We start from the raw sequence: 13228 nt of genomic DNA on the forward strand, positions 1-13228 counted from the left end.
TGTTCCCATACAGTTGCGCAGATGTTCCCATACAGTTGCGCAGATGTTCCCATACAAGCACAGTTATCCACAGGGTTTGACCAGGGGATTTATCTATTTTCCCTGGTCGCTTATAACTATAAACTGTAGAACCATATCCAGCAGGGGTAAACCAAGCAGTCAACGCTAACGTTAACCAGTAAATAAGTTTCCATCGTGGCTCACGCCCTCACTAGCGTTCGGTTGTGCTGCCGCCCAAATCAATAGATTTGGTTGCCACCGAGACAACCTGGACTACTCCAAGCACCACAGCCTCCAGGACTACAGATAACCAAAGAGCCTTTAAAGAGAAACCACATAGATAAACCCCAGTACTTTCTTCCTCACTGCCAATGCTCACTGGAGTGAACAATCCCTTGTGACTTTTGTCGAAGCTCCGCACAATGGTTATAGGCCGCTTCCCCCGAACGGCCACTATGTATAAGTTCTAGCCCTGCCTCTAGCCCCTCAGGCAGGGCTAGAACTCGTTAATGATTTCTGAGTCAATCGAATACGAACACTTCAGAGTACTAAGAGTGCAACTCCTACGGTAATCATCCGTTCTCGCCACGTAACTACTAGATGAGGGCACCCCTACCGGTAATCACTAATACAGGGTGCCTATCGTGATGATTACTTTGACTGCTGCTCGTCCTTGGCGGCGACAATCATGTGCGCTAGCACCTCCAGGAACTTATTGAGGTTGCCTGGATCTGCCGTGATGGTTTCGAAGACTTCCTGAGACTCCCGGGCCGCCTGCACGAGGGCGCCGAACCCTTTGTTTTTAAAAGCGTCAGTGCCAGCAACCTGTGAGGGGTTATTTTTCCTGACTAATGCCTGCACAGGGGCTGCTAACTGTCTCCGGCGTAACTGAGCACTCCAGCTGGGATTCGTCTGTTCCACTCACCAATCTCGAACGCCTGCGAATCCAGTTGACATGGCCGGCTTCGTACCATGAGCACCAGCGACTGATCGGTGTTTGGTGGTGTCCGGCCCGTACCGGTCGTCACTGCCTTCGCCGACGTGGCAAGGAAGTCCACGGTTCTCATTAGACCGGGACCACTACTCTCCGACGCGCAGCGACACCGTCCAGCGGGTCGCCCCGCAGCATCGTTTCGCCACGAGGCGCATGTCGGACGCTCCAGCCATCGTCTGCAGCACGCGTGCGATGTGGCTCATACGACCACCCCCTTCTTGCGGAATACCTGCCAGGGGTATACTGTTGACTTGTACAGGTACCCGGTAGGGGTACTACAGAGACACAAGGAGGATACATAATGGCTTCGAACAATTACCAGGTGACGGGCATGACCTGCGGGCACTGCGAGATGTCGGTCCGCGAGGAAGTCGGTGAGATCCCCGGCGTCCAGGACATCCAGGTCAGCGCGCAGACCGGCAAGCTTAACGTCACCGCCGAGGGCGAGATTGACGATGCCAAGGTCCTCGCGGCGGTCGAGGAGGCCGGCTACTCGGCGGTGCGTGTCTGATGAAGGCCGGAGGACGGCTTGCGCTCTACGGGGCCGGGCTGGTGGTGGCGTTCGGCGGGGCCTTCGGCCTTGCCGGCGCCGTCATTCCTGACAGCTTCGTAGCAGCATGGGCAGAAGGAAGTGACGTGAACACACACGGTGAAGGACACGGCGGCGCTGCGCAAGAAACTGCGGAGCCCACTCTGAACGGGGTCTCCGCAAGCGCGGACGGCTTCGTACTTTCCCCAGTCCAGGCTCCCACGGCTGCAGGCGAGGATGGAGACCTGAGTTTCCAGATCCTCGACGAGTCCGGCGAAGCGGTGACCGAGTACACTACCGCGCACGAGAAGGACCTGCATCTGATCGCCGTTCGCACCGATGGTACTGGTTTCCAGCACGTGCACCCCGAGCTTGACACGAGCACAGGCACTTGGTCGGTGCCGTGGACCTGGGACGAGGCGGGCACCTACCGCGTGTACGCCGACTTCACACCCGAGGGCGAGGGAGCCGAAGGGATCACCCTGACTCGCGCCGTCGAGGTGGCGGGCGACTTCGCCCCTGTTGAGACCGAGTCACAGACCACCGACGAGGTCGACGGATACACCGTCTCCCTGAATGGCGACCTTACCGCCGGCACCTCAAGCGAGCTCACCATCTCGGTCGAGCGCGACGGTCAGCCGGTGACCACGCTGGAGCCCTACCTGGGCGCGTTTGGCCACCTGGTGGCGCTGCGCGAAGGCGACCTCGCCTACTTGCACGTCCACGCCGAGGGCGACGAGCCCCAGGCCAGGGACACGGCCGGACCCGAGATCGGATTCGCAGCGGAGGCCCCGACCGCCGACCGTTACCTGCTCTACCTGGACTTCCAGGTCGATGGGCAGGTGCACACCGCCGAGTTCGTGATCGACGCCGAGCATGGTGACGGCTCGCAGACAGACGATTCGCATACCGGCGGCCACTGACCCGCAGGGCCTGGCGTCGCACGAGAGATGAAGAGAGAAGGAAGAGGATGAGTACATTAGCGCCCCCCATCGGTGGGCCGGACATCGAGCTGGAGATCGGCGGGATGACCTGCGCCTCCTGTGCGAACCGGATCGAGAAGAAGCTGAACAAGCTCGAGGGCGTCGCGGCCACGGTCAACTACGCCACCGAGAAGGCCAAGGTCACCGTGCCTGCCGGCTACGATCCGGGCCTGCTGGTCGCCGAGGTCGAGAAGACCGGCTACACGGCTGCGCTGCCCAAGCCCAAGGGCACCACGGCGAACACGTCGGAGACCGAGGCCGGGGAGGAGGAAGACACTGAGCTCACCTCGCTGCGCCATCGGCTAGTCGGCGCCATTGTGCTCACGGTTCCCGTGATCGCCATGGCCATGATCCCCGCACTGCAGTTCGTATATTGGCAGTGGGCCTCACTCGCGCTTGCCGCCCCGGTGATCATCTGGGCAGCCTGGCCGTTCCATAAGGCCGCATGGACGAACCTCAAGCACGGTACCGCGACGATGGACACACTCATCTCGATGGGCACCTCGGTCGCACTGCTGTGGTCCGTCTACGCACTATTCTTCGGAACCGCTGGCACACCCGGGATGACGCACCCGTTCGAGTTCACGATCGCTCCCTCGGATGGCGCGGCGAACATCTATCTCGAAGTTGGCGCGGGCGTGACGATGTTCATCCTCGCCGGCCGCTACTTCGAGAAGCGCTCCAAACGCCAGGCCGGGGCCGCGCTGCGCGCCCTCCTGGAGCTCGGCGCGAAGGAAGTCGCCGTGCTCCGCGACGGCGTTGAGGTGAAGATCCCCACCTCTGACCTCCAGGTCGGCGACGAGTTCATCGTTCGTCCGGGTGAGAAGATCGCCACCGACGGCATCGTGGTCTCCGGCTCCTCCGCGGTGGACGCCTCCATGCTCACCGGCGAGTCCGTACCGGTCGAGGTCCGCGAGGGCGACTCGGTCACCGGTGCCACCGTCAACGCGGGCGGCCGCCTTGTCGTGCGGGCGACCCGTGTCGGTTCGGACACGCAGCTTGCGCAGATGGCGAAGCTCGTCGAGGATGCGCAGACTGGCAAGGCCGAGGTGCAGCGTCTGGCTGACACGATCTCCGGCGTGTTCGTGCCGATCGTCATCGTCGTCGCGTTCATCACCCTCGGCGCCTGGCTGGGAGCCGGATTCCCCGTCGCCGCCGCGTTCACCGCAGCGGTCGCCGTGCTCGTTATCGCCTGCCCCTGCGCGCTGGGACTCGCGACTCCGACCGCGCTGCTGGTCGGCACCGGCCGCGGGGCGCAGATGGGCATCCTCATCAAGGGCCCAGAGGTGCTGGAGTCCACCCGCAAGGTCGATACCGTCGTGCTCGACAAGACCGGTACCGTCACCAGCGGCAAGATGACCCTGACAGATGTGATCACCGAATCCGGTGTGGACCGTGCCGAGCTGCTGCGCTTCGCGGGTGCGTTGGAGGACTCCTCGGAGCACCCGATCGCGCAGGCGATCGCCAAGGGCGCCACCCAGGAAGTCGGCCAGTTGCCCACGCCCGAGGACTTCGCCAATGTTGAAGGCAAGGGCGTGCAGGGCATCGTCGAGGGCACCCCGGTCGTCGTCGGACGCGAGTCGCTGCTGGCCGACTGGTCACAGAAGCTCTCTCCGGAGGTCGCACGGGCGAAGGCTCAAGCTGAGGGTGAAGGCAAGACGGTCGTCGCGATCGGCTGGGACGGTGCTGCGCGCGGCATCCTCGTCGTCGCCGACACCGTCAAGCCCACGAGCGCGGAGGCGATCCGCGGGCTCAAGGAGATCGGCCTGACCCCGGTGCTGCTCACCGGTGACAATGAGGCCGTGGCCCGCCAGATCGCCGCCGAGGTCGGCATCGAGGAGGTCATCGCCGAGGTGCTGCCCAAGGACAAGGTCGACGTCGTCACCCGTCTCCAGGGCGAGGGCAAGATCGTCGCGATGGTCGGCGACGGCGTCAACGACGCCCCCGCGCTCGCGCAGGCCGATCTGGGCCTGGCGATGGGCACCGGCACGGACGTCGCGATCGAGGCCTCCGACATCACCCTGGTCCGCGGCGACCTGCGGGCCGCGGTCGACGCGATCCGTCTGTCTCGGAAGACACTTTCGACGATCAAGACCAACCTGTTCTGGGCATTCGCCTATAACACCGCCGCGATCCCAGTCGCAGCGCTGGGCATGCTCAACCCCATGCTCGCAGGCGCGGCGATGGCGTTCTCCAGCGTCTTCGTCGTCGGCAACAGCCTCCGCCTGCGCGGGTTCAAGAGCGTCGCCACGAAGTGACGAACGAGAACCCACCCATCCATACCAATCCGATACAGAACCCACCCATCCATACGAATCCGATACAGAAGGAACACCAGAAAATGAGCAACTGCTGTAGCACGAACGAGACTAACCCCGCCGCCGAGAACGGTGGACGCGAGAACCTGCTCGGCGGGGGCGCCGATGACATGACCACCTGCCCGGTCATGGTCGGCACCCCGGTCAGCAAGAAGACCGCCGAGGCCGCCGGCCTCTACCGCGACTTCAAGGGCGAGCGCTACTACTTCTGCTGCGCCGGCTGCGGCCCCGCATTTGATTCGGACCCCGCCAAATACGCCGCCAACATGGCGTAATCCACCAGCGTGGGGGGGGGGGGGGGGAACGGCGAGGGGGGCTTGGAGCCATGGGGGACGGGACGGAACAAAAACACCTCCGGTGAGCTCCCCCGGCTGTCGGGGGTACCTCGGCCCTCCGCCGCCACCCCGGCACCTGATCGGAGCGAACCGACATGACCACCCCGACCTCAATGACCGAACCTCACATCGACACCTGCCCGGCGGGAGGCGACGGCGATCCGTCCGTCCACGGATACATCAGCGACAAGGCGACGTACCGCAATCGCCTGCGGCGCCTCGAAGGCCAAATCCGCGGCATCGATCGGATGATCGATGAGGACCGCTACTGCATCGACATCTTCACCCAGATCTCCGCAGCCACCAGGGCACTCGAAAACGTCGCCCTCGGACTGCTCGACGATCACCTCAAGCATTGCGTCCTCGACGCCGCCCTCGCCGGTGGACCAGTCAGCGAGCAGAGGCTCGGCGAGGCATCCGAGGCCATCGCCCGTCTCGTTCGCTCCTGACGCCCGCACACCAAATCGATCACGACCTGCAGCCCAGGAGTTTCCCTATGACCACACAACACGTCCTCATCCTCGGTTCAGGAGCAGCCGGAGCCGCAGCCGCCCGCACTCTCGCCACACGTGACGACGTCCGGGTGACGATGGTGACCCGCACCGGGGAGACGCCTTACACGCGAATGCTCATCAAAGGAATCGCGTTCGGCCCGACCCCGCCGGAGATGATCAAGCTCCCGCTACCTCAGATTGAGGTCATCGCCGACACCGTGCTCGATGTCGATACTACGGCGAAGCGGGTCCAACTGACCTCCGGCGCGCAGGTCTCCTACGACGCGCTCATTGTCGCGACAGGGAGCGTGCCCCGCTCTCTGCCCGCGGGTGTACTCGAAGGCGACGACGTCGGACAAGGCCGGGTCACTGCTCTGCACTCCTTGGAAGATGCCATGGGTATCCGCGATCTGCTGACCAGCCTGGCACGGCCGGCGCGAGTGACGATCTATGGCGGCGGAATCATCGCAGCCGAGACCGCTTCGTCGCTGCAAGCCGACGGACACATGGTCATGCTGGTCTCTCGCAGTTCTGTTCCCGGCATCGGAGCGTTTGGGGCGCCGGTGGCTGAGCGCCTCGCCGCTGACCATGCCGCCAAGGTGCAGACTCGATTCGGTCGCACTCTCCAGCATGTCGACGAAACAGAATCCGGTGTTGCCATCACCCTCGACGACGATCAACGCATCGTGGCCGACTTACTCCTCGTTGCGCTCGGCACGACGCCCGCAGCCCCGTCGCCGTGGACGAACGGCATCGACGTCGATGATCGCCTCCGTGCCGCAGCAGACCACGTCTACGCCGCCGGAGGTGTAGCTACGCATCACGACGAAGCACTGGGCGTCTGGCGCATCGACCATTGGGAAGACGCCGCCGCGCAGGGCACGCACGCCGCACAGGCCGCACTGCACGACCTCGACATCAGCGACGATCCGGGCACCTACCTGCCGCGCAGCCCCTACATGGCGCTGGTCTACGGTCAGATGATCTCCGGAGTCGGGTACACCGCTGGTGCAGACGCCCAGGTGGAAGCCGGCGAGGAGTTCATCGTGCGCCACGAGACCGACGGCACCGTCGTCGGCGTCACCGGCATCGACGCGGTCGGCACCGTCTACCAGTGGGGTCAGCAGCTCCACGGCCTGCAGGCATAGACGATGGCGGGCGACTATACGAGGCAGATCCCGCGGCGGGGTTTCGCGCTCGCGATGGCAGCGACCATTCTCATGATGGCGGCTGCCAGCGCGCCGTCGTTGTTCTACCCCCAGATCGCAGAACAGCTCGGACTCGTCCCCGTCGCCACCACACTCGTATTCGCGGTCTACACCTTCACCCTCCTGGCCGCGCTGCTCTACCTCGGACCGCTCTCCGATCACATCGGCCGACGTCCGGTCGTAACCGCCGGTTCCCTGGCGCTGGCACTCAGCCTGGCCATGTTCTGGTTCGCCGACAGCCTCGCGACACTCCTGGTCGCCCGCGCTCTGCAAGGACTCGCAGCGGGTCTGCTCATCCCGGCCCTGTCGGCGATGATGATCGACTTCGAGCCGCCGTCGCATCCGAACATCGCAGCCCTGTGGAACACGATCGGGCCGATGATCGGTCTCGGGACCGGGGCACTCGGTGCTGCGCTGCTCCTCGATCTCACCCCCGAACCGACAGCTGCGGTCTTCGGCCCGCTCGTGCTCGCCTTCCTCACCGTGGCAGCGACGGTGTGGAGCACACCGGAACTGGTCCCCAAGACCCGGATACGACGTGGCGACCTCCGCCCGCGGTTTATGGTGCCACTGCACCTGCGCCGCATGTTCACCGCCGGTGTGCCCGCGATTATCGCCGGGTGGGCGACCAACGGACTCTTCCTCGCGCTCGGAGCCGGCCTCGTCGGCAGTGAGCTCGGGGGCTCCACGCACACCCACGCGGGCATCGTCATCTTCGCACTGGCGATCTCCGGAATCACCGCCTCGTCCGTCCTGCAGCGGCGTTCCGCCCGCACCATCAGCCTGTATGCGACCAGCGCCCTGGCATTCGGCACCGCAGCGAGCATCGTCGCCCTCGCACTCGGTTCCTACCCGGCCTACGTCGTGTCGGTCGCGATCGTCGGTTCCGGGTTCGGCACAGCGTTCCTCGGGGTGCTGCGCACACTCATGCCCCACACGGCATCGTCGGAACGCGCCGCCGTGATGGCTGTGATCTACACGGTCGCCTACCTGGCATTCGGCGTGCCCACCATCGTCGCCGGGTTGCTCGTGCCGGTACTCACCCTGTCAGGAACGATGACAGTCCTCGGTGCGATCATCATCGCCCTCAGCCTTGCAGCCACCGTCCTACGCCTGCGCATTCCTTAGCCGGCCGCAGATCCGGCAGAGACTGACGACTTCTCCGAACTCCCCACCGACTCTCGCCGCCGAACCGCACCCGACCAAGAAGAGCAGCCATGACCTATGCGATCGCGCTTCCCTGCGCGGACGTCAAGGACCGCGCCTGCATCGACGAATGTCCTGTCGACTGCATCTACGAGGGCGAACGCTCGCTCTACATCCATCCCGACGAATGCGTTGACTGCGGAGCCTGCGAACCGGTTTGTCCCGTCGAGGCCATCTACTACGAAGACGACCTGCCCGACGAATGGTCTGACTACTACAAGGCCAACGTCGAGTTCTTCGACGAATTTGGTTCTCCCGGTGGAGCCGCGAAGATCGGACCGGCGGGCTTCGACCATCCCCTCATCGCCGCATTGCCCATCCAACATGAGCAGTCCCTCTGAGAAGGACAATTCGATCGATTCACGCCGGTACAACGCGCAATCCTTGACTAGTACCCCTGGGGGGTATAGGGTAGGTGTCATGATGAAAGGAGCTGACATGCAGAGGAGACTGCGAGCAGGGCTGGCAGCAGGAGTGCTCGGAGTGACACTCGTGCTCGCCGGTTGCAGCAGCGGAGCAGACGAAGACCAGCAGACCGACCCTTCGGCTACTGAGGAGCAGGGCCACGGCGGCGACAATGCAGAAAGCGGAGATGAGGAAATGGATCACTCGATGGAGCACCCGATGGACGGCGGACCGGCACCCGAGGGTATCGCCGAAGCCAGTGACCCCACATACCCGGTCGGCACAGAGGTACAGCTCACGGCCGACCACATGGAAGGCATGGACGGTGCGACAGCGACGATCTCCGGCGCATTCGACACGTACACGTACTCCGTGAACTACACTAACGCAGGTGGCGGCGACCCCGTCACGGACCACAAGTGGGTCGTGCAGGAAGAAATCGAGGATGCCGGCGACGAGCGCCTGACCGATGGCACAGCGGTGACGCTGCTCGCCAAGCACATGGAGGGCATGGAGGGCGCGAGGGCCACCATCGCTTCGTCCACCGATGAGACGGTCTACATGGTCGACTACGAGACGGACGGCATGAAGATGACGAACCACAAGTGGGTCGTCGAGAGCGAGATCCAACCAGCGCCCTGAGCCGACGTTCGCTTGCCCGGCGACCGGGTGAGCGGCATGGCTCGATGACGAAGGAGAAGAACGATGACGGACCCGAACTCACACCAGCACCACGGTCACGGAACCGATGCACCCGCTCACGGCGAGCATCACCACGGGTCTGTGTCCGCACACGCCTCGGCGGAGGCGCACGGCACGCACGAGGGCCAGCACACTGGACACCAGGGCCACGCCATGAACCACGGGCAGCACTCAGACCACACGGGCCTCGATGAGAACGGTGTCCACGGAGATCACAGCGGCCATGGCGGCCACGGAGATCACAGCGGCCATGGCGGCCACGGGGACCACGTTGGCCAGTTCCGCCGGCTGTTTTGGATCAACCTCGTCATCGCCATCCCCGCGGTCACCCTCTCGCCGATGTTCTCCATGCTGCTGGGCTACGAGGTCCCCGGCTGGGCGGGCTGGGTCGCCGCGGTACTGGGCACCGTCATGTACGTCTGGGGCGGCAGGCCCTTCCTCACCGGCGCCGTCAGCGAGTTGAAGTCCCGCAAGCCCGGGATGATGCTGCTCATCGCTCTGGCGATCACGGTGGCCTTCTTCGCCTCCTGGGCCGCGACCCTCGGGCTTGTCCATCACGAGCTGGAGTTCTGGTGGGAGCTGGCGCTGCTGATCGTGATCATGCTGCTGGGCCACTGGATCGAGATGCGCTCCCTGGCCCAGACCACCTCGGCGCTCGACTCGTTGGCTGCACTGCTGCCCGACGAGGCCGAGCGCGTCGAGGGCGAGAACGTCGTTAAGGTGGCCCCAGCCGACCTCGTTGTGGGTGACGTCGTGATCGTGCGCCCCGGCGGCAGCGTTCCGGCCGACGGCACCATCGTCGACGGCCGCGCCGACATGGACGAGTCCATGATCACCGGCGAGTCCCGCCCGGTCTCTCGGGGCGAGGGCGAGACAGCTACCGCCGGCACCGTCGCCACCGACTCCGGCCTGCGGGTGAAAATCACCGCCACCGGCGACGACACCGCCCTGGCCGGGATCAACCGGCTCGTCACCGAGGCCCAGAACTCCTCCTCCCGCGCCCAGCGGATCGCCGACAAGGCCGCGGCCTGGCTGTTCTGGTTCGCTCTCGGCGCGGCGCTGGTCACCGCTGTCGTCTGGACGCTCATCGGCATGCCCGACGAGGCCGTGGTCCGTACCATCACCGTACTCGTCATCGCCTGCCCCCACGCCCTCGGCCTGGCGATCCCGCTCGTGGTCTCCATCGCCACCGAGCGCGCCGCCCGCGGCGGCGTGCTGGTCAAGGACCGCCTCGCCCTGGAGTCGATGCGGCAGGTCGACGCAGTGCTCTTCGACAAGACCGGCACACTGACCAAGGGCGAGCCCACCGTCACCGGCGTCGAACCGACCGGCGACCTCGACGCCGACCAGGTCCTCGCCCTCGCGGCCTCGGCCGAGGCCGACAGCGAGCACCCGCTCGCCAAGGCCATCGTCGCCGCCGCCAAGGACAAGGGCCTCGCCCTTCAGCAGGCCAGCGGCTTCTCATCCTCGCCCGCCGTCGGAGTCACCGCGACTGTCGCCGGCCAGGAGGTCCGCGTCGGCGGCCCCCGGCTGCTTGAGGAGACCGGCCAGCACGAGGTCGGCACAGCCGAGGAATGGCGTTCTGAGGGCGCGATCATCCTGCACGTCCTCCGCGACGGCCAGGTGGTCGGCGGCCTCAAGCTCGCCGACGAGATCCGCCCCGAATCCCGCAACGCCGTCGACGCCCTCCACGCCCTGAGCGTCGAGGTCGTCATGATCACCGGCGACGCCGAGGCCGTGGCGAACGAGGTCGGACGGGAGCTCGGCATCGACCGCGTCTTCGCCGGCGTCCGCCCCGAGGACAAGTCCGCCAAGGTCGCCCAACTGCAGCACGAGGGCAAGAAGGTCGCCATGGTCGGCGACGGCGTCAACGACGCCCCGGCACTGGCCCAGGCCGACGTCGGCATCGCGATCGGCGCCGGCACCGATGTCGCCATCGCCTCGGCCGGGGTGATCCTGGCCAGCTCCGACCCCCGGTCGGTGCTCTCCATCATCCAGCTCTCACGACGCGCATACGGTAAGATGAAGCAGAACCTGTGGTGGGCCGCCGGATACAACCTCATCTCCGTGCCGCTTGCGGCCGGCATCCTGGCACCGGTGGGATTCGTCCTGCCAATGTCGATCGGCGCGATCCTGATGTCGGCCTCCACCGTGGTCGTCGCGCTCAACGCCCAACTCCTGCGGCGCATCGACCTCACACCCGAAGCCAGCACGCGTTCCGTCCTGGAACGCCAGAAGTAAGGACATGCCCATGTCTGTCGACACCGATTCTCATCAGCACGGATACATCAACGACAAGGAGCGCTACCTCGGCCGTATGAAGCGCATTGAGGGTCAAGCCCGAGGGATCGCGAAGATGATCGATGAAGAGAAATACTGCATCGACATCCTCACCCAGGTATCCGCCCTGACCCGCGCCCTCCAGGGGGTCGCGACCGGTCTACTCGACGATCATCTCAAGCACTGTGTGCTCGACGCAGCGAAGCTCAGCGACGAGGCGGCCGTCGAGAAGATACAGGAAGCCACCGACGCCATCAACCGACTCGTCCGCTCCTAATCCCGGACCCCGAGGCCGCGTTCCAGGACACGGCGGGAAGCCCTCACGACGCCCTCCACGCCTGATCCTCACCGACACGCCGTCCGCCCGCGATGCGCCCACTTTCGCTCAACGGGCCAGGCGAGCCGGCGCCCACGGCGTGCGCTTGCAGGCCGCGGCCGGGCTGCTGCGCATGAGTGCGGTGTACCAACGCCCCGTGGTCCGCTCGACCGCACCCCTACGATCCTCGTCCTTCGCACGCTCCATTCCGACCCCGAGCTGCAGTGCGACGTCACCGTCGAAACCCTGACCGCGACCGTCGACCCCCTGTCCCTCGAACTGCCGGAGACCTCGCTGGCACCCGCTTGGACCAGCGTCGAACCCCCACAACACGGGTGGAGATACATTGCGGACGTGTCCAGTCTGACGCTGATGCGTAGCGTCCGTGCCGGCATCGAGGCCGTGGCCCAAGCACTTCCCGACAAACCCGGCGACGATGTCGCCCGCAAGATCCGGGGCATGGTCTGGGGCACCCCGGACACAGCCCTCGCGTCGCTGCCACAAGGCGTCGCGTTCGCCGCCTACGTCTTCGGGTTCCTCAGCTCCGAAGGAGAGGCCGCGATCTCCACCGCCGGCCGCTGGACGCGGTTGACCCTTCCGACTGGACACGTACTCCTGCGCGGACCCGTCGTCTCTGGCCTCACCTCAATCCGCCGCACCCGGCCACGCGTCTCCGAGTCCTTCAAACCAATCGGATAATACTTGATACCCCATAGGGGTAAAGGGTAGGATTGGTGACTATGAGAGAGGCTGAACACGCGCACGCCACGTATGACACACCGCACCTGGATGCGGCCGGGATCGTGAGTCGGCAGCAACGCGAGTCCGGCGACTTCTACCTATTGACCGGTGTACATGCCGGGCATCAGCAGCAGGAACGCATCCCTGCGGGTTCAACCTCGAACTCGCGACCAAACTGACTAAGGAGGCATTATGCCCCGTTTTTCCCGATTGACCCCTGAGACCGCAGTGGGGAGCTCACGAGACTTGCTCGGCGATCTCGTCGAGCGGCACGGCGAGGTCGGAGACATGGTCTCGACGATGGCGCATTCCCCGGCGGTGCTCGGCGGTTATCTCCAGCTGAGCAAAGCCATGCGTCGCGCCAAGCTCGACCGCAAGGTCAGCGAGCTCGTTTCGATCGCCGTGCAGTCGCAGCAAGGATGCGGAATGTGCCTGGCCTCGCACATCAGCGCGGCACGATCACTCGGGGTCAGCGATAACGAGATCGCACTCGCCCAGCAGGGTACGGCGATGACCGGCCCGGTCGCGGCGATGATCGCGCTCGGCCTCCAGGTCTACCGTGAGCCTGCGTCGATCACCGACGAGCAGATCGACGAGCTTCGGGGGTTCGGGTACAGCGACCGTGAGATCTCTGATGTCGTCGGGGTCGTGTCGCTGAACATTCTCACCGGCGCCTTCAACCTGGTTGCCGGCCTCACGCCGGGCGACTGATCTTGC

Annotated in this window: 15 protein-coding genes; 14 read left to right on the plus strand and 1 reads right to left on the minus strand. The window is 65.0% G+C overall.

The features are described from left to right. Positions 1-651: 651 nt before the first annotated feature. On the minus strand, positions 652-780 hold the full coding sequence (locus ACG98I_RS11715; protein ID WP_255510501.1) for a hypothetical protein: 129 nt from the start codon (positions 778-780) through the stop codon (positions 652-654). Between the two features lie 515 nt (positions 781-1295). Between ACG98I_RS11715 and ACG98I_RS11720 the strand changes: the two genes are divergently transcribed. The 14 genes from ACG98I_RS11720 (at position 1296) to ACG98I_RS11785 (ending at position 13222) form a co-directional block, all read left to right on the plus strand. Further along, complete coding sequence (locus tag ACG98I_RS11720) at positions 1296-1505, plus strand: heavy-metal-associated domain-containing protein (RefSeq protein ID WP_070478508.1); 210 nt, start codon at positions 1296-1298, stop codon at positions 1503-1505. Continuing rightward, positions 1505-2446, plus strand: a complete 942-nt coding sequence (locus ACG98I_RS11725; protein ID WP_070478510.1) for a hypothetical protein — start codon at positions 1505-1507, stop codon at positions 2444-2446. The genes ACG98I_RS11720 and ACG98I_RS11725 overlap by 1 nt, the downstream gene beginning before the upstream one ends. 47 nt (positions 2447-2493) lie before the next feature. Continuing rightward, positions 2494-4764, plus strand: coding sequence for a cation-translocating P-type ATPase (locus ACG98I_RS11730; protein ID WP_070478511.1), 2271 nt, complete (start codon positions 2494-2496; stop codon positions 4762-4764). Further along, positions 4761-5099, plus strand: coding sequence for a YHS domain-containing protein (locus ACG98I_RS11735; protein ID WP_306345856.1), 339 nt, complete (start codon positions 4761-4763; stop codon positions 5097-5099). Before ACG98I_RS11730 ends, ACG98I_RS11735 begins: the two co-directional genes overlap by 4 nt. 155 nt (positions 5100-5254) lie before the next feature. Then, entirely contained in the window at positions 5255-5608 is a 354-nt protein-coding gene (locus ACG98I_RS11740; protein ID WP_083290896.1) for a metal-sensitive transcriptional regulator, read from the plus strand. Between the two features lie 47 nt (positions 5609-5655). Then, complete coding sequence (locus ACG98I_RS11745) at positions 5656-6801, plus strand: FAD-dependent oxidoreductase (protein WP_070478515.1); 1146 nt, start codon at positions 5656-5658, stop codon at positions 6799-6801. A 54-nt stretch (positions 6802-6855) separates the two neighbouring features. Further along, entirely contained in the window at positions 6856-7989 is a 1134-nt protein-coding gene (locus ACG98I_RS11750; RefSeq protein WP_234461439.1) for an MFS transporter, read from the plus strand. A gap of 89 nt (positions 7990-8078) precedes the next feature. Further along, the gene (gene fdxA, locus ACG98I_RS11755; RefSeq protein WP_070478519.1) at positions 8079-8408 is read left to right on the plus strand and encodes a ferredoxin; all 330 of its coding nucleotides are present in this window, start codon (positions 8079-8081) and stop codon (positions 8406-8408) included. 97 nt (positions 8409-8505) lie between these two features. Continuing rightward, positions 8506-9114 carry a YdhK family protein gene (locus ACG98I_RS11760; RefSeq protein WP_070478521.1) on the plus strand — a complete coding sequence of 203 codons (609 nt, stop codon included), beginning with the start codon at positions 8506-8508 and terminating at the stop codon, positions 9112-9114. Positions 9115-9327: 213 nt separating this feature from the next. Further along, positions 9328-11415 carry a heavy metal translocating P-type ATPase gene (locus tag ACG98I_RS11765; protein ID WP_202032245.1) on the plus strand — a complete coding sequence of 696 codons (2088 nt, stop codon included), beginning with the start codon at positions 9328-9330 and terminating at the stop codon, positions 11413-11415. A gap of 10 nt (positions 11416-11425) precedes the next feature. After that, a complete protein-coding gene (locus ACG98I_RS11770; protein ID WP_070478524.1) occupies positions 11426-11731 on the plus strand; it encodes a metal-sensitive transcriptional regulator in 306 nt (101 codons plus the stop codon). A 393-nt stretch (positions 11732-12124) separates the two neighbouring features. After that, entirely contained in the window at positions 12125-12469 is a 345-nt protein-coding gene (locus ACG98I_RS11775; protein ID WP_099299415.1) for a hypothetical protein, read from the plus strand. A 41-nt stretch (positions 12470-12510) separates the two neighbouring features. After that, positions 12511-12690: a hypothetical protein gene (locus ACG98I_RS11780; protein ID WP_099299416.1), complete on the plus strand. Its 180-nt coding sequence runs from the start codon at positions 12511-12513 to the stop codon at positions 12688-12690. 67 nt (positions 12691-12757) lie between these two features. Continuing rightward, positions 12758-13222 (plus strand): carboxymuconolactone decarboxylase family protein, encoded by a 465-nt coding sequence (locus ACG98I_RS11785; RefSeq protein WP_228073733.1) that lies wholly within the window; start codon positions 12758-12760, stop codon positions 13220-13222. Positions 13223-13228: the final 6 nt, after the last annotated feature.

The organism is Corynebacterium sp. L4757, from assembly GCF_043673995.1.
Taxonomy (GTDB): Bacteria; Actinomycetota; Actinomycetes; order Mycobacteriales; family Mycobacteriaceae; genus Corynebacterium.